Origin of the sequence: Methylocystis silviterrae, assembly GCF_013350005.1 — a bacterium.
Classification (GTDB): domain Bacteria; phylum Pseudomonadota; class Alphaproteobacteria; order Rhizobiales; family Beijerinckiaceae; genus Methylocystis; species Methylocystis silviterrae.
Genome location: NZ_JABVWW010000003.1, coordinates 292040 through 313166 on the forward strand (window position 1 = coordinate 292040; position 21127 = coordinate 313166).

The 21127-nt window shown below is 64.5% G+C and carries 22 protein-coding genes, 1 tRNA gene and 1 pseudogene; 4 read left to right on the top strand and 20 right to left on the bottom strand.

What is annotated here, in order from left to right; all coding sequences use genetic code 11:
• Positions 1 to 219: 219 nt before the first annotated feature.
• Together HUN39_RS04930 and HUN39_RS04935 are read right to left on the bottom strand one after the other, a co-directional pair.
• Positions 220 to 295: transfer RNA gene (locus tag HUN39_RS04930), tRNA-Lys, on the bottom strand.
• 111 nt (positions 296 to 406) lie between these two features.
• Positions 407 to 958 carry a hypothetical protein gene (locus HUN39_RS04935; protein ID WP_175093364.1) on the bottom strand — a complete coding sequence of 184 codons (552 nt, stop codon included), beginning with the start codon at positions 956 to 958 and terminating at the stop codon, positions 407 to 409.
• 241 nt (positions 959 to 1199) lie between these two features.
• Between HUN39_RS04935 and mdh the strand changes: the two genes are divergently transcribed.
• Entirely contained in the window at positions 1200 to 2162 is a 963-nt protein-coding gene (gene mdh, locus HUN39_RS04940; RefSeq protein WP_175093365.1) for a malate dehydrogenase, read from the top strand.
• A 181-nt stretch (positions 2163 to 2343) separates the two neighbouring features.
• On the top strand, positions 2344 to 2469 hold the full coding sequence (locus HUN39_RS19430; RefSeq protein ID WP_269750303.1) for a hypothetical protein: 126 nt from the start codon (positions 2344 to 2346) through the stop codon (positions 2467 to 2469).
• 107 nt (positions 2470 to 2576) lie between these two features.
• Here the strand turns inward: HUN39_RS19430 and HUN39_RS04945 are convergent, their stop codons facing one another.
• The 6 genes from HUN39_RS04945 to HUN39_RS04970 form a co-directional block, all read right to left on the bottom strand.
• Positions 2577 to 4130, bottom strand: coding sequence for a DUF882 domain-containing protein (locus HUN39_RS04945; protein WP_175093366.1), 1554 nt, complete (start codon positions 4128 to 4130; stop codon positions 2577 to 2579).
• Between the two features lie 505 nt (positions 4131 to 4635).
• The gene (locus HUN39_RS04950; protein WP_175093367.1) at positions 4636 to 5412 is read right to left on the bottom strand and encodes a hypothetical protein; all 777 of its coding nucleotides are present in this window, start codon (positions 5410 to 5412) and stop codon (positions 4636 to 4638) included.
• Positions 5413 to 5497: 85 nt separating this feature from the next.
• Positions 5498 to 6526 (bottom strand): NUDIX hydrolase, encoded by a 1029-nt coding sequence (locus HUN39_RS04955; RefSeq protein WP_232365916.1) that lies wholly within the window; start codon positions 6524 to 6526, stop codon positions 5498 to 5500.
• On the bottom strand, positions 6486 to 7010 hold the full coding sequence (locus tag HUN39_RS04960; RefSeq protein ID WP_175093368.1) for a tyrosine phosphatase family protein: 525 nt from the start codon (positions 7008 to 7010) through the stop codon (positions 6486 to 6488). The genes HUN39_RS04955 and HUN39_RS04960 overlap by 41 nt, the downstream gene beginning before the upstream one ends.
• 21 nt (positions 7011 to 7031) lie before the next feature.
• Positions 7032 to 7664 carry an HD domain-containing protein gene (locus HUN39_RS04965; RefSeq protein WP_175093369.1) on the bottom strand — a complete coding sequence of 211 codons (633 nt, stop codon included), beginning with the start codon at positions 7662 to 7664 and terminating at the stop codon, positions 7032 to 7034.
• A gap of 4 nt (positions 7665 to 7668) precedes the next feature.
• Positions 7669 to 8250, bottom strand: coding sequence for a DNA-3-methyladenine glycosylase I (locus HUN39_RS04970; RefSeq protein WP_332310724.1), 582 nt, complete (start codon positions 8248 to 8250; stop codon positions 7669 to 7671).
• A 233-nt stretch (positions 8251 to 8483) separates the two neighbouring features.
• On the opposite strand from HUN39_RS04970, the gene HUN39_RS04975 reads away from it, so the two are divergent.
• A complete protein-coding gene (locus HUN39_RS04975; protein WP_232365917.1) occupies positions 8484 to 9023 on the top strand; it encodes a hypothetical protein in 540 nt (179 codons plus the stop codon).
• A 122-nt stretch (positions 9024 to 9145) separates the two neighbouring features.
• Positions 9146 to 9541: a DUF3126 family protein gene (locus HUN39_RS04980; protein WP_175093371.1), complete on the top strand. Its 396-nt coding sequence runs from the start codon at positions 9146 to 9148 to the stop codon at positions 9539 to 9541.
• A 76-nt stretch (positions 9542 to 9617) separates the two neighbouring features.
• On the opposite strand, the gene HUN39_RS04985 is transcribed toward HUN39_RS04980, so the two are convergent.
• The 12 genes and pseudogenes from HUN39_RS04985 to HUN39_RS05040 form a co-directional block, all read right to left on the bottom strand.
• Entirely contained in the window at positions 9618 to 10994 is a 1377-nt protein-coding gene (locus HUN39_RS04985; protein ID WP_175093372.1) for an ATP-binding protein, read from the bottom strand.
• 4 nt (positions 10995 to 10998) lie between these two features.
• Positions 10999 to 11682: a response regulator transcription factor gene (locus HUN39_RS04990; RefSeq protein ID WP_175093373.1), complete on the bottom strand. Its 684-nt coding sequence runs from the start codon at positions 11680 to 11682 to the stop codon at positions 10999 to 11001.
• Between the two features lie 22 nt (positions 11683 to 11704).
• Positions 11705 to 12088 (bottom strand): PepSY domain-containing protein, encoded by a 384-nt coding sequence (locus tag HUN39_RS04995; protein ID WP_175093374.1) that lies wholly within the window; start codon positions 12086 to 12088, stop codon positions 11705 to 11707.
• Positions 12089 to 12163: 75 nt separating this feature from the next.
• Positions 12164 to 12358: a hypothetical protein gene (locus HUN39_RS05000; protein WP_175093375.1), complete on the bottom strand. Its 195-nt coding sequence runs from the start codon at positions 12356 to 12358 to the stop codon at positions 12164 to 12166.
• Complete coding sequence (locus tag HUN39_RS05005) at positions 12345 to 12566, bottom strand: hypothetical protein (RefSeq protein WP_175093376.1); 222 nt, start codon at positions 12564 to 12566, stop codon at positions 12345 to 12347. The genes HUN39_RS05000 and HUN39_RS05005 overlap by 14 nt, the downstream gene beginning before the upstream one ends.
• Position 12567: 1 nt before the next feature.
• Positions 12568 to 12744 carry a hypothetical protein gene (locus HUN39_RS05010; RefSeq protein ID WP_014890979.1) on the bottom strand — a complete coding sequence of 59 codons (177 nt, stop codon included), beginning with the start codon at positions 12742 to 12744 and terminating at the stop codon, positions 12568 to 12570.
• A 41-nt stretch (positions 12745 to 12785) separates the two neighbouring features.
• Positions 12786 to 13397 (bottom strand): N-acetylmuramoyl-L-alanine amidase, encoded by a 612-nt coding sequence (locus tag HUN39_RS05015; protein ID WP_175093377.1) that lies wholly within the window; start codon positions 13395 to 13397, stop codon positions 12786 to 12788.
• A 71-nt stretch (positions 13398 to 13468) separates the two neighbouring features.
• A complete protein-coding gene (locus HUN39_RS19435) occupies positions 13469 to 15055 on the bottom strand; it encodes a DUF2793 domain-containing protein (RefSeq protein ID WP_175093378.1) in 1587 nt (528 codons plus the stop codon).
• Positions 15056 to 15063: 8 nt separating this feature from the next.
• Positions 15064 to 18947, bottom strand: a pseudogene (locus HUN39_RS05025) (baseplate multidomain protein megatron).
• Positions 18948 to 19094: 147 nt separating this feature from the next.
• Positions 19095 to 19526, bottom strand: coding sequence for an NlpC/P60 family protein (locus HUN39_RS05030; protein WP_175093379.1), 432 nt, complete (start codon positions 19524 to 19526; stop codon positions 19095 to 19097).
• Positions 19523 to 20413, bottom strand: coding sequence for a DUF2163 domain-containing protein (locus tag HUN39_RS05035; protein WP_175093380.1), 891 nt, complete (start codon positions 20411 to 20413; stop codon positions 19523 to 19525). The genes HUN39_RS05030 and HUN39_RS05035 overlap by 4 nt, the downstream gene beginning before the upstream one ends.
• 62 nt (positions 20414 to 20475) lie before the next feature.
• Positions 20476 to 21114: a DUF2460 domain-containing protein gene (locus HUN39_RS05040; protein ID WP_175093381.1), complete on the bottom strand. Its 639-nt coding sequence runs from the start codon at positions 21112 to 21114 to the stop codon at positions 20476 to 20478.
• Positions 21115 to 21127 lie beyond the last annotated feature (13 nt).

Here is a 21127-nt window from a genome sequence, read left to right on the forward strand (position 1 = left end):
CCATGACGGGCGCCGGGAAACTCTCTCCCGGTCCTCAACCCGTCATGAAAACCCGACGCCGCTCTCACTCTCGTGCCTCGCGGGCTCGCCTGTTGAGGTATGCGGCGCCGACGGGAGGCGATCATCCCCAACAAAAATTCTGCGCAGTCGGTTGGTCACCATATGGTCACCAAGCCGAACTGCGAGCCAATTGTGACGGCTCTATATCTTTGATTTTATTGGTGGGCGCACAAGGGCTCGAACCTTGGACCCGCTGATTAAGAGTCAGCTGCTCTACCAACTGAGCTATGCGCCCGTTCGGCGAGCGCCGCGAGCGCGACGCTTTTTCGAACGAGCGGTGCGAATATCAAAACCGCTCGCCGCTGTCCAGCGTTACGCGCGGCCGCCCGCATTTTCCTGCGCCGGATTACGGGGCGCGCGCCGCCGGCCACCCGTGGATCAGACGTGCTTTCGTCACGAGATCGGCCCACGGGCCCGTGTGGGCGTTGCCCGCGGCGGGCGTGGGCGCGGCCTGTTTGCGCGCGCAAACGGCCTTGGCCGCCTCGGTCTTCGGCCCCTGCGTGTAAAAATAGATGACGTTCATCTTCAGCTGCGACGCCAGTTGGTTGAGAATCGTGCCCCTTTTCAGCACATTGACCCCCCAATGCGCGTCACGCGGCGCTCCCGGCTTGAAGCCGTAGCCGTAATCGCCCTCGCCCCTGATGAGATCGAAGCGGATGTAGCAGAGCTCGCCCTCGGGCGCGGGCTGCGCCACCATCTCTCGGGTGACGATCACGTCCTGGTTGTTGTAGCGGACGTTATAGTCGACGGGAGCATGCCAGACGTCGACCTTCTCGAAATGCTGCAGAAGCTCGGATTCGTCCGGGTCCGCCGCCTGCGCCGCGGCGGGACCGAAGAAACAGGCGCTCGCCGCGAGCGTGGCTGCGCACAGGGGTTTCAGCAAAAAATCGCTTTTCATATGTCGCCCTTCCACCGAGCGGCTTGCGCGCGCTCCCCTCGAGCTTCGCAGGTAAGGAGCGCCGCGACGGCCCGCAATCCCTGCGACATTCCGCGCGACAGGAAACCGCTGGGCGCGCTGTCGGGTCGCGGAGCGCTCTGGGCCGACGTGTAAGGCTCTGCTTACGACAAGCGCCGAGAAGTCTTCCCACCGCCGCAAAAGCGCGGTAGCTGTTTCCCAGAAGCAAAGAACGAGTTTGATTATGTCGCGAAGAAAAATCGCTTTGATCGGCGCCGGCAATATCGGCGGAACGCTTGCCCATCTCGCCGGCCTCAAGGAATTGGGCGACATCGTTCTTTTCGACATTGTCGACGGCGTGCCGCAAGGCAAGGCGCTCGACATCGCCCAATCGTCTCCCGTCGCGGGCTTCGACGCCAAGCTCACCGGCGGCTCCGACTATTCGGCGATCGAGGGGGCGGACGTCATCATCGTTACGGCGGGCGTGCCGCGTCAGCCGGGGATGAGCCGCGACGATCTTCTGTCGGTCAATCTCGGCGTCATCGCCAAGGTCGGCGCGGGCATCAAGCGCTATGCGCCGAACGCCTTTGTCATCTGCATCACCAATCCGCTCGACGTCATGGTGTGGGCGCTGCAGAAGGCGTCTGGCCTGCCGACGCAGCGGATCGTCGGCATGGCGGGCATGCTCGATTCTTCGCGCTTTCGCTATTTCCTCGCCGAGGAACTCAATGTTTCGGTCGAAGACGTGAGCGCCTTCGTTCTGGGCGGCCATGGCGACGACATGGTGCCGTCGGTGCGTTATTCGACGGTGGCCGGCGTGCCTTTGCCGGATCTCGTCGCCATGGGATGGACCACGCAGGCGCGCATCGATGCGATCGTCGAGCGCACGCGCAAGGGCGGCGGCGAAATCGTCGGCCTTCTCAAGACCGGCTCGGCATATTACGCGCCGGCGACCGCAGCGATCGCCATGGCCGAGAGCTATCTCAAGGACAAGCGGCGGGTGATGCCCTGCGCCGCCTATCTCAGCGGCCAATATGGCGTGAACGGACTCTATGTCGGCGTTCCCGTGGTCATTGGCGCGAATGGCGTCGAGAGGGTGATGGAGATAAAGCTCGACGCCGCCGAGCGGGCGATGTTCGAAAAATCCGTCGCATCGGTTCGGGCGCTGCTGGAAGCCGCCAAGGCGCTCGATCCTGCTTTCGCCTGACGCCTCTCTGAGGCGGCGCCCGGCGATCCGGTTCGGCGACGTTCTTGCGGCGCAAGCGCGGGGCCGGCGGCCCGGGGCTCTGGCGCGACTGTAGGAACATTCCTTGCAAGTTGGGGGTTAGACTGTCTGAAAGACTGATTCTCCCCGAGAGGTTCAGGCTTGCTCGAGTGGATGCGAAGCCATGTTGGACCCTGACGCTATTGGCTTTATCAAAATACTTGCCATCGCCGGCACGCTTTACTTTGCAGTCCGCGGGGCAATCCTTATCGCCGTCGCGGCGATAAACGCCGTTGCTCTTTTGCCCTGAGTTTTACACTCGAGGCTTGATCTATACGTCTGGCGCGACGGCGTGGCTTGGGGAACTGTTCGAGCGGGAATCTACAAAGCTCAAAAAACCGCTCCCCTGCGCCAGTTTCACTGCGCGGGGGTTTCCGCGTCATGTTCGGCCGAGACGCCCTTGTTTGTGTGGCTGCGTCCGCGGGAGCGGGCGGCCGCGCGAAGGCCAGTTGACGAGCCTAGCAGAGGGGTTGCGCCGCGAACTGTCGCCTCGGCGACCGCCTTCCCGTTGTTTTCCCCTGCGGCGGCGTCCGACGGCTCAGCGCCCTGCGGCGGCTCAGGCGCATAGGCGAGCGACTCGTGGCCGGCCGCCGCTCTAGACTTTCTCGTCTCATTTTTGGGCGAGTCGACCAGCCGCGCGATCGCGCTCGTCGCCTTCGCGTGGGGGATACCGGGCCGAGTCGGGGGCAGGGGCGCGGACGCGAGCTTTGGACGGCGTGGCGGCGCATCAGTTGCGGGCATTCTGCCTGAACGGCGGTCAGCGCGGTCGGCGTCCTGAAATTCGACAGCGCTTTGCAGCTCGGCTGACCTGTCATACGCTGTCCGCGCGTCCAAGCGTGCGGCGAGCGAGGACGGACGCTGCGGCGGCAGCGGCGCTCGAACTGTTGGAAGCTTCGCGGCGGGCGGCTCTTGCTCGGGCGCTTCTGCGCCCGGCGTGGACAGAGTCGTCTCGCCACGCGGCAAATCGGCCTCCGCCCGCGAAAGTTCTTTGGCCCCGTAGCGATAGGCGCCGGTCGCGGCGGACGCCGCGCTTTGCTCTTCCATTTCGCCGCTTGTCCCGCGTGCGGGCCGTGGCGCGAGCGAAGCCCACTGCTTTCGGGCGCTCGGCGCCGGCGCCGCGACCTCAGCGTCTTCTTCTTCGCCGCCCCCGCCGCCAAACAGCATGGCGAAGAAGCCGCCAAACGTGCGGCGCGGCGCGACGACATAAGCGCCGTCGCCGCGCGCCTCGATCTCGGCGCGCGCCTCTTCATAGCGCGCGAGCGGCTGGCCATTGGTCGGCAAATGCACCGTTTTGCCGTCGGGGAAAAGCCGCGCCAGCTCGTCGTAACTCATGCGCGGCCATGCTCGAACATTGCCGACGTCGAGATGGACGAAAGGCGTGCCCGCCGTCGGATAATAGCCGACGCCGCCGCGCTGCATGCGCATGCCGATCTCGCGAATCTGCGACATCGGCATTCCCGGCATCGTGGTGTCCATCGCCTTGCCGAGCATGTGCTGGGAATATTTGGCGACGGCGCGCGAACGGGCGCGCAGCATGGCGTTGGTCTCGGGAGAGCGATAGGCGGAGACGACGTTCACGACCTGATCGCCGGCGCCCGCGTGGCGGTAGGCCTCCCAGACGACGTCGAAGAGGCGCGGATCCATGTTGGTCGGCTCGTCGCGTCGCCAGTCGCGCAGGAACCAGTTCAATTGATGAAGGACTTGGGCGTCATATTGCCCGTTGACGAGATATGTCGCCGAAATCGATTCATGCGTATGGGCGTGGTAGAGATGAATTGTCCTTGTGTCGCCATTGGCGACGGCGGTTTCGGTCATCTTCGGCGCGAGCGTCGCCAGACAAAAGACCACGAGCCCAAGTACCGTCGAAAGCGGAGCGGAAATCAGGCGCGCGCTGGAGCGAGGCGTCGTCAATAGCTGCTTCCCGTCTCGCTTGAAGCGCGCCTCGACCGACGTCGCCCCAGATACTAACAAGCCCTCCGACCTTTCGGCCGAAAGGCGCCCTTTGCGCCGGGCGGCGCGAGGCGACGGCGAAAAATCACATGCGGAATGCGCAGTTAGACGCGCTTTGCCCCTCGGCGGTCGCTGCCGCCCTGATTCCCCACCAATTCTGGAGTTACGGTAACATCGTGGCGAAAAATTGCTCAAGCTTCGCCGGATCAAAACGGCGCGGCGTCGTTTTACGCTGCGGAATCCAAAATAGCTTCGAGGGCGGCGCGAAGAGCTGCGCCCGTCACGTGAGGTGCGTGGAGGCGCCCAAACGCCGGTATCGCGAAGGAATGCTTATGCTCACGGCGTGGAATAGCGCGCGGAGCGGCCGATCAAAAGCGCGACTTTGTGGGACGTGGGCCAAACTGCGAGCGTAAAATTCTGAACGCTCCTCACAGCTACGCCGCGCGGCAGTCTGCGACGTCGCCGCTCAGTTCGAGGCCACTGTGCGCACGAGCTGCGGCCCCAGGATGGGCTGCGCGCCGCTGATGAGGCGCAGATAGGCCGGAGAGAGCGACGCCATTTCCTGCCCAGCAAAGGCCTCTGACGGCGGCCTTCGCGGCGGCAGCGGCGCGGGTTCGGGAAGCGCATTCGCCGCCTCTTCGTCGCCGCGCGCGAATCCCGTCAGCTGCCGCCGGTCGGCGACGGCGACATGGATCGGATCGGTTGTCTGGCCGCCAGTGCTCGCAAGGGCGGTGGCGACGGCGGACTGCACCTTCTGCGCGATGTCGCCAAAGGCGGCGAGGCTCGCGCCGGACTGCCCATCTGGTCGTGCGCTGGCGACGCTGGTCGAAGCCGCGCGCTGCTGCTTGCGGCTTGCGATCATGGTCGGGCCGCCCTCGCAATTGCGCATGCCAAGAGCGATCAGCTCCGTCCCGGTCAACACGCGATATTCTCTGGTCAGATAGCCAAGCCGCGCCTGCACCGCGGTCGGGTAGGCGGCGAACAGCCGGGATGAGACGCCGACGTCGACCTCCCGGTTGATAGCATTATAGGCTTGATGAAATTTGACCTTTGCGTCGGGATAGACGCAGACGTTGGGCAGGCTCAGCGCCAGCGTGCAGGCCGAGCGGCATTCATGCAGCCTGACCTCGCGGTTCTCGCGGCGATATCGTTCGGTGAGCGCTTCATAATCGCTGACCAGTCCGCCGACGTCCTTGTAGACGACGACAGGCGCCGGCAAGGGGGGCGGCGACAAATAGCCCAAGACGCACCTCTACTCTATGCATTGCGAGCTTCGCTTCAGCAAACATTCACCATGTCGCGGTGAACATCGCCTTAAAGGAGCGACATCAGCCTCGGATGCCGACGCGAAGCCCTGGCGCGGGCCTTTCTTGCAGAACATTGCGGCGAAAATGGAATAGAGCCGCCGGGCGTCCGCCTGTCTTTAAGGACATATCCCCCGTCGGCTCGACAATGGCCGTTGATTCCACCAGACGGCGGAAGTTCTGCTTGTGCAGATGTCGGCCAGCGATGGCTTCTACTGTCCGCTGCAGCTCAGTCAGCGTGAACTCCGACGCCATCAACTCGAAGATCACGGGACGATATTTCATTTTGGCGCGCAGTCTGCCCATGGCTGTGGCGAGAATGCGGCGATGGTCATGGCGCATCGGGGTCCCGAGCGGCGTCAGCGGCGCCCGTTTCTCCGCCGATTCACGACCATCGCGCAGCGCCTCCTCGAGAAGCCCCGCCTCGTAAAGAAGCTCGTAGCGCTCAAGGACGTTCTCCTCATTGAACGCGCGTCCCTTGCCGCCAAAGAGAAGATTGACCCGCACCCGGCGCGAGACGCCTGAGGAGGAAACGGCGTCCGGCGCCTCGGCCACCCAGTCCGTCAATCCCGGCGCGATCGTTTCCTCGAGGACCACGGGCGGACCTTTGCGCCAATCCTCCCAGGGAAAGAAATCATGCCAGCTCCGCCAGACGCTTGCGCGCCGATCGGCGTCGTCTTGGATGCGCGTCAACGCCAAATAGCCGACCGAGACGACGTGCGGATCACGGTCGCCGGCGCGGGCGTGCCGTCCGCGATCTCCGAATGTATAGAGCTGCTCGACATAGCCCAGCGGCGCGCCGGTCTGCTCGGCGACCCATTCGCGCAGGCCGATCTCGAAGGTGCGATGGCGGATCGGATCGAAAGGTCCGGAGGGAAGGGCGGCGACCCCCGTAGGCCCGTCCGCGCGCGTCGTCAGGATCAAGGGCTCGTCGTCTCGAACAGCGACGATTGCGGCGGTGAGGCCGATTTCGACAGGCGGAGATAGGGGCGCGAGCGCTTCGGCGGCTCGACTAGGCGTCGGCGAATTCCAGGGCGAAGGGCGTTCCCTCATAGCAGTCGGTCCCGCGTCCGATCGCGGCGATCGCGGCGGACATTCGCCCGTTCCGCCCGAGCCTTTCGTCGGCGAGCGCGACCAGCCGTCTGTTGGGGGTCGCGGTCGGCGAGACGCGGCGCAGTTCGCGCGCGATCTCCATTTCGCAGCGACGCGGCGCTAAAGCACAGGCCGCGACAAAAGCCGCCGCGGGCGATCGGCTCACCCCAGCGTAGCAGTGTATGACGAGCGGCGCGGAGCGGTCCCATTCCTCAAGGAAAGCAAGCAGCCGATTGATATGTTCCTCGCCAGGGAGGACGTGCCCTCCCCGCGGCGCGTCGATATCGGAGACAGCGATGCGCAAATGGCGCTCGCGGGAGATTTCGCAAGGCCGAACAAGCGACGCCCCGGCGGTAAGAATGGTGACAAGCGAGCGTGCGCCGCTTTCGCGCACCGTGTCGACCACCTTAGTCAGGGAACAGACGTACAGGCGCCCATTCGGCATTTTTCTCCCCGACGTTCTTCTTCAACTTTCGTCGACCGCCCGAAACCGAGCGAGAAAACTCGCCTGCGTCTCCTCAATGGGAGCCGGGGCGAGTTCGTCCATGAAGGGCTGCGGCGGGATCGCCGGGCGGCCGAAGATGCGCTCGGCTTCGCCCCGTGTAAAGCCCGCAAGCTGCACCGCCTCGAAAAAAGCGGCGGCGCGGTCAGCTTCCTTGCACAGGCGCCGCAGTGCGGGACAGGGCGTCGGCGGCAGAGAGAAACGCAGGAGAATCGCGCCCAATATGCGGTCCTCGACGCTTTTGTATGCGTCGCCGATCACCGCCTTGAACGGGGAGATCATATCGCCGATCACATATTCCGGCGCGTCATGCAGCAACATGTAAAGCCGCTCCGTTCGGCCGATCGCGGGATCGAGCGCGCATGCGACCTTTTCCACAAGCATGCTGTGTTGCGCGACCGAGAAAATATGCGCGCCGACGGTCTGACCGTTCCATCGCGCGACGCGCGCGAGCCCATGCGCGATATCTTCGATCTCCACGTCGAGCGGCGAAGGGTCGAGCAGATCGAGGCGGCGTCCGGATAACATGCGCTGCCAGGCGCGGGGCGCCTCGCCGGGCGACGGCCGCCCACGATTTTTCGCTGGAGGGGAGCGCATCGCGTCAGCCGCCCTCGCCCCCTGAGTGGCGATGGCAGCCCGTCAGATGATCGTCCACCATGCCGACCGCCTGCATGAAGGCGTAGACGATCGTCGGTCCGCAGAATTTGAAACCGCGCGCCTTGAGATCTTTGGAGAGGCGTTCGGAAAGTGGGGTTTGGGTCGGCACGTCGCTCATGCGCGTCCAGCGATTGACGATCGGTCGTCCATCCACGAAACCCCACAGATAATCCGAAAAGCCGGTCGTCGCCTCGATCTCCAGCCACGCCTGCGCCGAGAGCACGGCGCCTTCGATTTTTGCGCGGTTGCGCACGATTGCATCATTACGCATCAGCGCCGCGACGCGCTTCTGATCGAATCTCGCGATCTTTGCCGGATCGAAGCCGTCGAAGGCCGCGCGAAACGCCTCACGCTTGCGCAGAATGGTGATCCACGAAAGGCCGGCCTGGAAGCCGTCGAGCGTCAGCTTTTCAAAGAGCGCCCGGCCGTCCCATTCGGGCCGGCCCCATTCGTTGTCGTGATAGTCGAGATAAAGCGGATCGACGCCGGGCCACGGACAGCGTTTCAGTCCGTCGGGATGCGACACGACCGTGAGCTCGCGCCAACTTGCCGGCTGTTCCCGAACGCTTGCCAACACTCACCTTTAAAAAGCGGACGAAAAACGCCGCGTGCTCGGGCTTTATCGCGCGTTTGGATTGCGTTCACAACCAAGTTGGGACTATCGTCGGCCCCGGCGGGCGCAGATGGCGCGCGTCATGCTTCTATGCGCCGTCGCAGTTGTTGCGGCTCAGTTCGCGCCGTCGATCAATGGAGATTTATATGGGGATCCGTATCGCTGTTTCTTACGCTGCGGCCGGCGGCGCTCTGGCCGTGGCCGTCGCCCTCGCCGCGAGCTCAGGGGACGCGTATGCGCAGGCCAATGTATTGAAGGAATGCGGATCGCAATACCAGGCGGCTAAGGCGGCCAACGAACTCGGCGGACAGAGCTGGCAGGAATTTTTGAAGGCCTGTCGCGGGCGATTGGCGGAGCAGGCCAAGCCCGGCGAAGAGAAGCCGGCGGAAGCCAAGCCTGCCGAGGCGAAGCCCGAGACGCCGCCGCCGGCCGCCGAAGAGTCGAAGCCCACGCCGCCCCCCGCGACGGAAGCCAAGCCCGTCGAGCCGACTCCGCCCGCCGCGACCGAAGCGACCCCGAGCCCCAAACCCGCGACGGACTCGAAAGCCGCGACGCGCGAGCGCCAGAAGAAATGCGCCGCGGAATGGAAGACGAAAAAGGCGGAGCTCAAAAAGGCCGGTTCAAAAATCACCTGGCCAAAATATTGGAGCGAGTGCAACAAGAGGCTGAAAGCCGCGGGCGAATAACGCTCTTCGCGCTTTTTGACGTCGCCCGGCGGCTCTCCGCCGGGCGTTTTTCATGCGCTCTTGCTCGGCGAAAGGCGTCGTGGCAGAGGGAATGAAACTGATCGCTGAACGGGGGCGGGCGTTTGGATAAAACCGAATTGCGAAAACTGCAGGCTTTTCTGCGCCGTTCGCTCGGCAATGAGGGCGTTCGCGTCACAGCGGATCCGAAGAATCCGGACGACGCCGCCGTGCATCTTGGCGAGCGAAGGATCGCTTCGATCTCGGTCGACGACGAAGACGGCGATCGTTCCTTCGCCTTCGAGATGAAAATTCCCGTCGGACGCGAAGTGCTGCAGTCCTATTTGCGCAAGCTGTTCGAAAACGATCGCCTGTCGATCGTGGCGCGCGGGCGCAAAACGGATTCCGTCGAACTCAACGCCGACGGCGAATTTCTCGGCGTCATCTCCGCTGACGATCCGAAGCTGTCGAGCTTCACGCTGCAGGTCGCGATTCTCGATTTCGATCTCGAAGAAGAGTGACGCGCTGCACGAAATCGGGGCGGCCGTTCGATCGTTGATCGGTCTCGGGCTTTGCTTAGGGCGTGGCCCACGCAGCTCAAAACCCCGGCAGTCGAAGCTCTGCGCGCAAACCGCCGCTGGGGCTGTCGTCGAGTTGCAGCGAGCCGCCATAAGCGGCGGCGAGATCGACGACAATCGACAGGCCAAGACCTGATCCGGGCTTGGTTTCGTCGAGACGCCGCCCACGCTGCGTCGCCGCGGCGCGCAAATGCGAAGCAAGCCCCGGTCCGTCGTCGTCGATGGTGACGCGCAGCGTCGGCCGCGACGCGCCTTCGACGCAGACGTCGATCGTCACCCGGCTCTTCGCCCATTTGCCGGCGTTGTCGAGAAGATTGCCGATCATTTCTTCGAGGTCCTGGCGCTCGCCAAGAAAGCGCAGACGCGGATCGGCGCCGCCAGAAAAGATCACGCCCTTGTCGCCATAGATTTTACTGAAGGCGCGCAGCAAGGCCTCGATCGACGGCGCAATCTGCGTCGCGGCGCCGAGCGCGCCGCCGCGCGCCGCCGCCCGCGCCCGGTCGAGATAGAAGGAGATCTGATCGCGCATGATCTGCGCTTGTTCTTGAACTTTCCCGGCGAGTTGCCCGGGCGCGGAATCGGCTTCATTGACGATGACGGAGAGTGGCGTTTTCAGCGCATGGGCGAGATTGCCGACCTGCGTGCGCGCGCGTTCGAGAATGTCGCGATTGGCGCTGATCAGCAGATTGAGCTCTTCGGCGAGCGGCGCGACTTCGCTCGGGTAGGCGTCCATGATCCGCTCCCGTTCGCCGCCGCGGATCGACGCCAGTTCGCGCTGCAATTGCCTCAAAGGCCGCAAGCCAAAGCGGACCTGGAAGGCGGCGCCGATGGCGAGCGCAATCGCGAGCGCCGCGAAAGCGACGATCAGCGCGAAGCGAAAACGGGCGATTTGCTCTTCCATCTCTTCGCCGCTGCCTGCGACCTGCACGAGATAGATGCCGACGTCGCCGACGTCGATGACGCGCTCGACGATGCGCAGCCTGCGCCCGTCCGGGCCCAGCCCGTAGCCGCGACGAAAGCCGCCGACCTCCGCTACGACGCCAAGATCTGAGAGCTTGGGCAGCGTGTTGGCGAAGAGCGAGCGCGACGCCTTGATGTCATGCGACTTGTCGTCGAGACGCGTGATCTGCCAGTACCAGCCCGAGCCCGGCAACTCGAACTGCGGGTCGCCGAGCTGGCCAGGGCCGGTACGTCCCTCCTGTCCCGACTCGGACACGTCGGCGACGATGGCGCGCAGGTAAACGTCGAGGCGCCGTTCGAAAACCTCTTCCGCTTCGTTTCGGTAGTAGGCGGTAAGAAGAATGCTGGCGACGATCAGCACGACCGAACTCATCGCCGCGGCAGTCAGGAACAGACGCGCGGCGATGGAGCGAAGGGAGACGAAGGAAAGGGGCATGCGCCTAGCGTTTATAGCCGGCGTCCTTTGCCGGCGCGGCCGCCATGTAGCCCAGCCCACGCACGGTCTGGATCAGATCGACGCCAAGCTTTTTGCGCAGCCTGCCGACGAAGACTTCGATCGTGTTCGAGTCGCGATCAAAGTCCTGATCATATAAATGCTCGATGATTTCACTGCGGGATACGACGCGTCCGCCGTGATGCATCAGATAGGCGAGCAGCCGGTATTCGTGCGAAGTGAGCTTCACGGGCGCGCCGTCCACGACGACGCGGCCGGCCTTGGTGTCGAGCCTCACCGCGCCGCAGACGATTTCATTCGTCGCATGGCCCGTCGCGCGGCGCAGCAGGGCGCGGATGCGCGCCAGCACCTCCTCCATGTGGAAGGGCTTTGAAACATAATCATCGGCGCCGGCGTCGAAGCCTTGCACCTTGTCGCTCCAGCGGTCGCGCGCGGTGAGGATCAGCACCGGCATGTCGCGTCCCGCCGCGCGCCATTCTTCGAGAATGGTCACGCCGTCCTTCTTCGGCAGACCGATGTCGAGGACGACGGCGTCGTAGGGCTCCGTTTCGCCGAGATGGCAACCTTCCTCGCCATCGAAGGCGCGGTCCACCGCATAGCCCGACTGCTCGAGCGCACGAACGATCTGGCGGTTCAAATCCTTGTCGTCTTCAACGACGAGCAGCCGCAATGTGTCCTCCCGCGTGCGAGACTCAATCGCCTATAGAGCCCGCGCCTATAGAGCCAGCCCCTATAGAGCTAGAATGAGGCCGGCCGCTGAACGCGTCGACAAGAATCTTGACGATGTGGCCGTCCCGGCGCAGCAGGCTGATCTCATAGATAAGTCCTTCGCCCAATTGGCACAGCCGCGCGCCGAGCGGCTCGGCCTGCAGCCGCAGGGCGACATCCCGCATGCACCGGAAAGGATCGGCGAGCTTCTGCGCTTCCATTTTGCTGCGCGCCTGCGCCATGGTGAAACATTGCAGCCGCGCGGGAGCCTCTTCGGCGCGGCTGGCGGCGGCGCGCAGGAAAGCGGCCGTCGCCGCGAGAGCGGCGACGGTGAGCGCCCGTCTCCAACAACCTCCGGCGGCCCGCATGCGCCTCTCCCCGGCGCATAGTCGGCCGAAAGCCCTGAATGCGCAATGAATAGTCGAGAAATGCGGCCGCGCGCCTCAGCTCTCCGAGGCGCGGCAGGCGTCCCGCATTTTCTTGTAGTCGATGATCATGGCGGCGAGAGGCGCGTTTTGGGGCAAGGCGCGCAGCTGCTTCGCCGCAATCTTCTGCTCTGCGAGAGAATAGGCGACGAGCGGCGGACAGCCGCCGCCCGTCGATTGGCATGCCGCAAGAGCGAGGCTAAAAGCGACCATGATCGAGATCTTGCGAAACATCTTCAACGCTCCTGCGCTCAACCATGATTTCCGCCTGCCGCTTGGCGGCGCGCATATCGGATTCGGCGCGCCGCGCGTTCTCCTTAGCGGCGCCGCCGGCGACAAGTCGCGCCAACATTGCGCGTCCAAGCGCATAGGCGACGACGCCGGCGACCGCGACGAGACAGAGCGCGGTGAGCTTGGACATGTCAGGCCGTTCCCGGCGGCGTCGAGGTGATGCTGCGCATGATCGCCATCAACGCCGCCGAACCGATGGCGATGGCGCCGGCCTTCGGATCGTTGAGGAAGGCGATCCAGTCGGTCGATGCGAGCGCGCCAAACAGCGCGACGAGACCAGCGGCGACATAGGTGCGATAGCCTTGCATGGGGAGTTCCTTTTTTGATGCCGGAAGCCGCCGGCGCGGTTTCACTTGCGGCCGAGGACTCGTGAGACGAATGAGTCCATGGCGAAGGCGGGACCCGGATCGCGCTTGCGCGTCGGCGCAATGTCGTCATGTCCGGCGATGTCGCTGATGCCGTAGGTCTGGCAGAGCGCCTTGGCGATATCGACGGCGGCCGAGATCTGAAGGGCGGGATAGATCATCCAGGGCTTTTCGCCGCCCCTATCCAGCTTGTGGACGAGCATTGCGACCTGACTCGCCGGCACATTTTTTCCGTATGCGTCGGCGAATTTTCCGTTGGCGAGCTTCGTCAATGGTCCGGCGTTGGTCAGCTCAATGCCGATCGAAAAGGCGTTGCAGTTCGAGCGCCGCCTCCAAGCGCTTTTGCCCGCGTGCCATGCGACGCGATTGAACGGCGCGAGCTGCGTCACCGCGCCGTCGAGATCGACGACGAGATGGGCGGAGGCTTTCGCGTTGGGATTGCACAGCCAGGAGATCGCGCCCTTCGCCGACTGAGCGGCGGTGTAATGCATGATCAGCAGCGAGGGCTTCAAAACGCCGCCGACATTGGGCGTCGGCTTTTGAGCGACAGGCTTGTCGTTCTGGTGCAGGACGTGATTCTTCACGGCGAAGGCCATGGGCCGACTCCTTCTCTTCCGATGTCGTTTGTTGATGAGGAATCGCGCGCGACGCGCTTGATGTTTTGCGATCAGAAATATTCGAAGACGACGGCGTAGCCGCCGCCGCCATTGCCGCCAGCGCCGGAATTGGCGCCGTTCTGCGACGCGCCGCCGCCACCGCCGCCAGCGCCCATGCCGCCGTTGCCGCCAGCGCCAGGAGTCGTTGCATGCGACCCTCCGCCGCCGCCGCCCCCGCTGCCTTGGTCGAGCGGACCGGCGGCGTTCGCGAAGGACGAACCGGAAGAGCCGTTGACTCCAGAGGCCCCGCCACTCGCCAAAGTGACGACGCCGGCCACCCAAATCGCGCCGCCGCCGCCGCCCGCGCTCATCGCGTTGGCGGCGGTAATGCCACCGCCGGCCCCGCCGCCGGATGCACCGAAGAATACGCCGCCTCCGCCTCCGCCGGCGGCCCCCGTTGCGGGACCGCCGCCTCCGCCTCCGCTGAAACCTCCAACGACAAGAACGCTGGCTGACGGAGCCGCAGAGCCACCATTGCCTTGGCCCCCCTGGCCAACGCCGCCGGTAGCGCCAGACGCGCTACCGGCCACGCCAATGACGCTCCCCCCAGCGCCACCGCCAGAGCCGGACGCGAGCCCGCCGCCGCTGCCAAAACCGCCGCCGAACGCTTTAAGCAGCGATCCAAAAGCGGTGTTGCCGCCGGCAGTTCCGCTATTTCCAGCCGTGCTATCGACGGTCTGCGCCGCGCCGCCATTGCCGCCCGCGCCGATCGTGACGGTGAGGCCCCCGCCGATTTGAGCTGCGGTGAACTTGCCTTTTGCAATTCCGCCGCCTCCGCCCCCGCCTCCGCCTGAGGCGATTGCCCCGGCCGCCTGTCGCGCGCCTGCGCCGCCGCCGCCGCCGCCGCCAAAAAGGATCACGTCAACAAAGCGCATTCCTGGCGTCGGCGTATAAGAATCCGTGGCCGCAAACAGATGAACGTTCGCCGGGCCGCCGCTTGGAAAGGCGACTGCGCCAGTGGCGCTGTCGATGACGATCGCTTCCTTCCAGATCGAACCATCGGGCGACACTTTGACGCGAAAATGATCGTCGCCAATCAACCCAGTTTCGGCGCGCGCGGAATAGTTCGATTCGTAAAGTTGCGAGAGAGTGTTCGCCGCGCTCTCCTTGTTGAGCGCGAAGCGGAGATCGCCGGAGCCGCCTTCGCCGACGCTCGTGGCGGTAAAGAGCGTTGCATTGAGTTTGGCGAGCAGCGGATTGGCGCCGTCGGCGGTCGCGCCGATCCCGAGCAGCGCAAGGTTTTGCAGCTGGCGCAAGGACAGGCCGCAATCAATCCATCCCGCGCCGTCATAGAGCAGCAGAAGCGATTCCGCTTCGACATAGGCGCGCCAACCGGCTTGCGGCGAAAGGAAAGTCCAGCCGCCTGCGAGGAATGTCGCGATCTGATCGCTTCTGTCCGTAAAATCGCCGGTCGCGCCCGCGCCGACGAGCACGCGGTCGCCTTCCGCCGGCGTCGCGGGCGGCGACGTCACGCTTCGCGCAGAGACCGAAAGCTGCGTCAGCGCGTCGATCAGCGCCAGAGCTTCATTATGCGTGACGTGCTTTTGCGCTTGCGCCGCCTCGATGAAGGGCAGCGCAAGATGCGTGGTTTGCGTCATCGTTTTTCCTATTGGACGGGGAGCGTCGTCGTCAGCGGGAAACCCCGTCCAGCCGTCGCGCTCATCTGATAAAGTGAAAGCGTCAGTTCGCTTTGCGGCGCGCCGAATCGTCGAGTTCTTCGGCGGCGGGATAGAGGATCGGCGCTGCGGCGGCGGTGAGCGTGCGCTTTCCGCTCGCCGGCAGTGAGATATCGGCTTCGTAGGATTCGCTCGCCTCGCCGAGCGGAATGTCGAGCGCCTCCCAGGCGTCGGAGTCGAGGCGTCCACGCCGCACGAAATCGATGACGACGCCGGCCGGCGTGCGCCGGGCGCGCGCCTGCGTCGGCGCGTAGGGACGCAACGCCTTATTTGTCGCGGCGACCGTCGGCTGAACGAAGATCGGCTCCGCATAGTCGCGATCCGCCGGACCGATGCGATAGGTGATCGGCGCGCCAATCTCCGCGACCTTGCGCGCGAGCGGCGCGATCGCGTCATCGAGCAGCACGACGGTCGCGCCGGCCGGCGCATCGCGCTTGGCGAGATGTTCTTCGCCGCCGAGTCCGCGAATGAGCCTTGACAGACGATATGTCTGTTCGCCGATAAGTTCGGCGTGCGCGAAAGCGAAAATCTCCCAGTCGCCGTCGACGCGGATCGCCATCGCCGAGCGCCCCGCGAGCGCGGCGAGATCGCCCACCGACGAGAGGTGTCCGGCGCCGATTCTAACAGTGACGCCGCCGCCATTATCGAAACGTCCGACCGGGCCGGCGCGCAGGACTTCGAGCGTCTCGCCGATCGTCGCGCGCTTGTCGATTATGGCGATCTGCTCATAGCCGCCCTCGAACGTCATTCTCCAGATGGCGAGCGGACCGGGCCAAGGATCGGCGAAGGCGGCGACATAGGAGAGCGCTTCTTCATCGCGCGTCAGCGCGAGGTCGAGAATTTCGACTCTCGGCGGTCCGACCATCTTCGGCGAGACGACATTCACGCGTCCGAGCAGCGGCGCGGCCGAATCATAGACGGAAGCGTCCGCCGCGCGCGCGCTGACTTGCCGCGCGGCGCCGTCCGTGATGCGTTGAATTTGAAACAACCGGTCGCCGCCCGCTGCGCCGAGCCGCACCAGATCGCCGGGCTGCAAGGCGAGAAGGCCAGGCCGCAGCGTAAACTCCGCGGTTTCGCGTCCGATCCACACGTCCTGAAGCCAGCTCTCCGCAAGCGACTGCGCATTGGCGCGATTCGTCATCACCGCGGCTTGCGCTTCACTCTGGCGCGCCGAGCGGCCCTCGAGTCTGCGGGATAGGACTCGCGCCATTTGAAAGTCGTTTTCGGAATCGCAGAAGGAAAGCGCGATCTCCTGCGGCAGTTCGCTTTCCTGCGCCCGCGCCAGCGTCACCAGCGACGCGGTTTTGCCGGAAACGAGATCGTCTTCGTCAATTTCGCACACCGGCTTCCCGCGCCGATCGACGAAGCGCAAGGCGCCCGCGCTCGCCACGACGTCGATGCCGTAAAGCGCGGCAAGAGGATCGATCGCCTCGCGCGGCGACATCGGCCGCTCCAGCACATAGCCGTCGAGAAAGCCGCTGACGTTCGGCCGCTGCGCGACAACTTCAGGCGCAGAGACGGCGCCGGCGAGCGCCGTCAGGAGGCGGTCGAGCGGCGCGCCTTCGAGTCGTCCGTTCAACCAATGGCCCGTTTCCCAATTGGCGGCGTCGCTCCACGCATCGGCTTGCGTCGGAAAGGCCGGATAGGGGCGCGCATCCCAGCACCATATGTGCAGGCGCGCCGGGTCAACCATCGGCCCGGCGTAGAGGCTGGATGTCGGATTGCGCGCCCCGCCGCCGGGCGCCGCCGGATCGAAATGCGCGATCATCGCCTCGATGAATCGCGCCTGCATGAGATCGTCGCGGCCGTTGCGCGAGAAATACGGCAAACCGCCATCGCTCGAGCGCGGGTCCGGAAAAACATTCGGCGCATTGGCGCCGCGATCCACCGCCGGACATCCCGTCTCGACGATCCAGATCGGTTTCGACTGCGGGACCCATGCCGTCGGCGCCGCCAACTCAGCGCCGCCGACGCGCTCGTAATGCGGTTGCGACCACCATGACAGAAAATCCTTCTGGCGGAAGATCCAAGGCTTGCCGAGTCCGTCGCTGATTGGGGTGCGATCCTGCGCCAGGCGCGCATCTGCGTCGGCGTAATGCCAATCATAGGCCTCGCCCGAAGCGATGCGAGACTTGAGATAGTCGAGGTCATAAATGCTCGCCGCTTCCTGCGCGTCGAGATGCGCGTCGCCGTCGCGCCAGTCGGAGAGCGGCCAATAGACGTCGACGCCGACGAAATCGACGGCGCTTGACGCCCACAGCGGGTCGAGCGGAAAGCGCGCTTCGCCGCCTGCAGGAACATGTGCGCCATATTCCGTCCAGTCGGCGGCGTAAGAGAGTTTCGTTTGCGGGCCAAGGATCGCTTTCGCTTCCGCGGCGAGCGTCATCAGCGCCGCGACGGCGGGATATGCGCCCGGCGCCGAGCGCACGCGCGTCAAGCCGATCAGCTCGGAGCCGATGAGGAAGGCGTCGACGCCGCCTGCCGCGACGCAAATATTGGCGTAATGCAGAATGAAGCCGCGATAGCGCGAAAAGAATGCGTTGAGCTGCGCCGCGGCAGTCGCGGTTGCGTCAGGTGAACCCGGCCGACCCGGAGCGGGATCGCATGTGACGCGTCCGCGCCAGGGGAGCGCCGGCTGTTCGACGGCGCCTGTGTAAGGATTGGGCAGCGCATTGCCCGGCGGCACGTCCATCATCACGAAGGGATAGAAAGTCACCACGAGGCCGCGCGCTTTGAGATCGGCGATAGCGGCCATCACCGACGCGTCGCTGGGCGTTCCGCCATAGGCCGCGCGTCCGTCGATTTGCGACACGAGCCGCGCGCTTGCGCGCGTCAGCCCGGCGACCGACCAGTCGGGCGGCCAGAAGCCGCCGAGAATGAAGTTGAACTGACCGATGGTTTTGAATGTCGCGTCGACGCGCGGCGCGATCGTGCAATGTTCAGCGCGAAGGTCGTCGCCGAACCAGGCGACGACCAGCGCGACGCTTTCGAGATTCGGGCAAAGCGCCTGCAGAGCGTCGATCGACGCGGTCCAATCCGTCGCCGCGGTGAGCTGATGGCGATTTTCCGCCGCCGTGGCGCCCGGCGAGTAGAAATTGAGCTTGAGAGCAGGGTGATAGCCGGCCTCCGTCGCGCCGGGAATGAGGTCGACGGCCCGGATCATCGCGCCGAGTCCTTCGACGGGCTTCACGACTTCGAACGTAAATTGCGGAATGCGATTGCCGAATGCGGCCAGCGCGAGATCCTCGAAAACGATATAGGCGAGGCCACGATAGGCCGGCGCGTTTTCGGTCCCTTCCTTGGCGACGATCAGCGGATCTGGCTCCTGATCTTCGGTCCCGGAATAGACACGAATCGGCAGCGTCGTCATGTCGAGTTCTGACCCATCAGCCCAGATGCGTCGCACGAAAGCGACAGGCCCTTCGCATAGCCCAATCGCGAAATTCGCCGAATAGGCATAGGTGAACTGAATGTTGAAGCCGCCGCCGCCGCCGCCGCCGCCTTTGCCCTGATGCTGGGTCTGCGCAAAAGACACATTGACGCGTTCGAGAAAACGCGTCGCCCAGATCATCTGTCCGCCGAGGCGCGCGCGGCCATAGACGCGCGGCACGCCGGCGCCCTCCGTTGAGGTGATCCCGTCCATCGATTTCAGCCGCGGGCCGATCGAATAGCGGGGCGATGCATGCGGTTGCAGCGCCGCGTCGACGAAGGAGCCGCCAAAGCCGCCGAGCACGCCGCCGATAGAGGAACCAATAGGTCCGCCGATCGCGCCGCCGGCGACAGAGCCGACCGTCTGCAGAACAAGAGTGGCCATGAGCGTCTCGAAGAGCCTCGCAATGTCATTCCCGACAGGCCGAAGGCCTGATCGGGAATCCAGAGCAGCTTCAGGAATGTCGGGTTTTGTCCTGGATTCCCGATCGCGCGCTGAGCGCGCGTCGGGAATGACAGACGTGCGGCGTCTTCAATCCACAACGTTCGGAAAGGCGAAGGCGGCGAAAAGCTTCTTGCGCCAATGCGGGCCAATCGCGACCTGCGCGACGCAGGCGCCGGCATGGGCGTGAATCATATGCGTCGTCGATATTGCGATGCCGAGATGTTTCGCCGGGAGATGTTCACGAAAGCGAAACAGCAGAACGTCGCCTTCACGAAAATCGCTTAAGGCCACCATTCTGAAATGGCGATGGGCGGCGTCAAGCAATGTCTCGGCGCTCAAGGCTTCGGCCCAATCGGGCGTATATGCGGGCGCCGCCTCCGGCTCGTCGCCGATGATGTCGCGCCAGACGCCGCGCACGAGCCCAAGACAATCGCAGCCGACATGGATGAGCGAAGCTTGATGCACATAAGGCGTGCCACGCCAGCGCCGCGCCGCCGCGACAATGTCGGCGCGGGTCAACTAAAAAAACTCCCGCCGTCCATCGCTGGCGCAAGCGAACTCGGATAGGCGATGATTCGGTCATTGCCCGGCATATGCGGGAAGCCTCGAAAGTTGACGATATTATCGAACTTCAAGCGACAGGCTGTCGGCGACTTATCGCATCCCGCCGTCAGGACAACGACGTCTCCGGCGAGAATCGCGCCGCCTGGCGGCGTCCACAGCGTGACGGTCGCGCGAAAATTTTCCTGCCAATGCGATTTGATCGTGAAACGGGCATTCTCATTCGCGCCGCTTATGAAGGTCAGCGCGCCGCCTGCAAAGAAGCCGCAGTCGAAAAGTTCGGAAAGATCCATGTCGATTGCGCCGCCGACGAAGGCGGCGATGACGCTCGTCGCGTGAAAGCCGGGCGCCATGACGTCGAAGCCGCAGCGCGCGTCGCCGAGATCCGCCGAACAGCTGCGTTGAAAGGCGCGGCCCTGCTGCTGATCGAAAAGGTGCGCGCTCGAGCGCAGCTCCGCGGCGAAAGCCATCTCGCCGCGGCGTATCTCGCCGATCGTCGCGATATCCAGCAAAGCGCGATCAGTAACATTCGTCCAGTCGACGAGCCATGTCTCGACCGAGGCGCCGTCATAGAGGCCGTTCAGCAGATCCGCTTCGGTGAGGCTCTCGTCGCTCAAGGCGCCGGCCGCTTCGCCCGTTCCTGGCGCAAAGCCGACGCTCGATTCGAGCTGCGACGCTGAGAGACCAGTATTTGCGCGAAAGGTCACGCCATTAAAAGTCAGATCGCGATCATGATCGGTGAACCCCAACACTGTCGCATCGTTGCGCGCGACGCGCCAACAATGGCAGAAGGTGGTGGCGCGCTGATTGAGCTTCGCTTGCATCGAAGGAGAGAGCGAGAGCATCATTGTCTTCCAATTTTCAACGTCATTGCGAACCGCGAAGTGTTGCGGCGCTTGTTCGACGGCTAGGGAACGATTTCGACGATCGGAATATTTGGAATCGCGCCGGCCTCGAAGGCGTGCATGTCGATTTCGAGAAAATCCGTATCGAAGCGCACAGGCACGTCGAAGAGAAAGCCAGCCGTGACGACCGCTCCCGCCGAGGGAACGACGCCCGGCGCGAAGGTCACGATACCTGTCGTGACGTCGACGCTCACATCCGGTGCCGATTTCTCGACGCCATCGGCCGCGACCCGCACTGTTCCAGCGACGGGCTTTACGATGTCGCGCGCATAAGCGGAAAAGGCGCCTCCGTAAGTCTTCACAAGCTGAAATGCGGCGCGCGCGCCATCTCCCATTCCTATTGGTTGATCCGTTGGGCTCGGAGTCGCGCCCGGCGCGCAGGAGGCGCAATCGGCGCGATCGCGCCATCGAAAGCCATAAAGCCTGCCGCGCCGCTCTTCGAAGAATTCGATGATCTGCGAAAGTTGCGTGAGACTCTTGACGCCGTAGCCAGCTTCATAGCGGCGCCGAGAATGCGCCCAGCGGGCGTTGCGCGCCTCGCGATTGGAGCCAAGCGTCACGATCTCTGTGCGCCGCTCCGGTCCGCCGCGCCCGCCCAGCGAGACATCAAGCGGAAAGCGGATCTCGTGAAAATCGCTCATGCCGGCTGCGCCC

Bases quoted from the DNA above. Each gene is read 5' to 3' on its own strand.
- HUN39_RS04935 (WP_175093364.1), bottom strand. From the start codon at position 958: ATGAAAAGCGATTTTTTGCTGAAACCCCTGTGCGCAGCCACGCTCGCG.
- mdh (WP_175093365.1), top strand. From the start codon at position 1,200: ATGTCGCGAAGAAAAATCGCTTTGATCGGCGCCGGCAATATCGGCGGA.
- HUN39_RS19430 (WP_269750303.1), top strand. From the start codon at position 2,344: ATGTTGGACCCTGACGCTATTGGCTTTATCAAAATACTTGCCATCGCC.
- HUN39_RS04955 (WP_232365916.1), bottom strand. From the start codon at position 6,526: ATGAGGGAACGCCCTTCGCCCTGGAATTCGCCGACGCCTAGTCGAGCC.
- HUN39_RS04960 (WP_175093368.1), bottom strand. From the start codon at position 7,010: ATGCCGAATGGGCGCCTGTACGTCTGTTCCCTGACTAAGGTGGTCGAC.
- HUN39_RS04965 (WP_175093369.1), bottom strand. From the start codon at position 7,664: ATGCGCTCCCCTCCAGCGAAAAATCGTGGGCGGCCGTCGCCCGGCGAG.
- HUN39_RS04975 (WP_232365917.1), top strand. From the start codon at position 8,484: ATGGGGATCCGTATCGCTGTTTCTTACGCTGCGGCCGGCGGCGCTCTG.
- HUN39_RS04985 (WP_175093372.1), bottom strand. From the start codon at position 10,994: ATGCCCCTTTCCTTCGTCTCCCTTCGCTCCATCGCCGCGCGTCTGTTC.
- HUN39_RS04995 (WP_175093374.1), bottom strand. From the start codon at position 12,088: ATGCGGGCCGCCGGAGGTTGTTGGAGACGGGCGCTCACCGTCGCCGCT.
- HUN39_RS05000 (WP_175093375.1), bottom strand. From the start codon at position 12,358: ATGGTCGCTTTTAGCCTCGCTCTTGCGGCATGCCAATCGACGGGCGGC.
- HUN39_RS05005 (WP_175093376.1), bottom strand. From the start codon at position 12,566: ATGTCCAAGCTCACCGCGCTCTGTCTCGTCGCGGTCGCCGGCGTCGTC.
- HUN39_RS05010 (WP_014890979.1), bottom strand. From the start codon at position 12,744: ATGCAAGGCTATCGCACCTATGTCGCCGCTGGTCTCGTCGCGCTGTTT.
- HUN39_RS05015 (WP_175093377.1), bottom strand. From the start codon at position 13,397: ATGGCCTTCGCCGTGAAGAATCACGTCCTGCACCAGAACGACAAGCCT.
- HUN39_RS19435 (WP_175093378.1), bottom strand. From the start codon at position 15,055: ATGACGCAAACCACGCATCTTGCGCTGCCCTTCATCGAGGCGGCGCAA.
- HUN39_RS05035 (WP_175093380.1), bottom strand. From the start codon at position 20,413: ATGCTCTCGCTCTCTCCTTCGATGCAAGCGAAGCTCAATCAGCGCGCC.
- HUN39_RS05040 (WP_175093381.1), bottom strand. From the start codon at position 21,114: ATGAGCGATTTTCACGAGATCCGCTTTCCGCTTGATGTCTCGCTGGGC.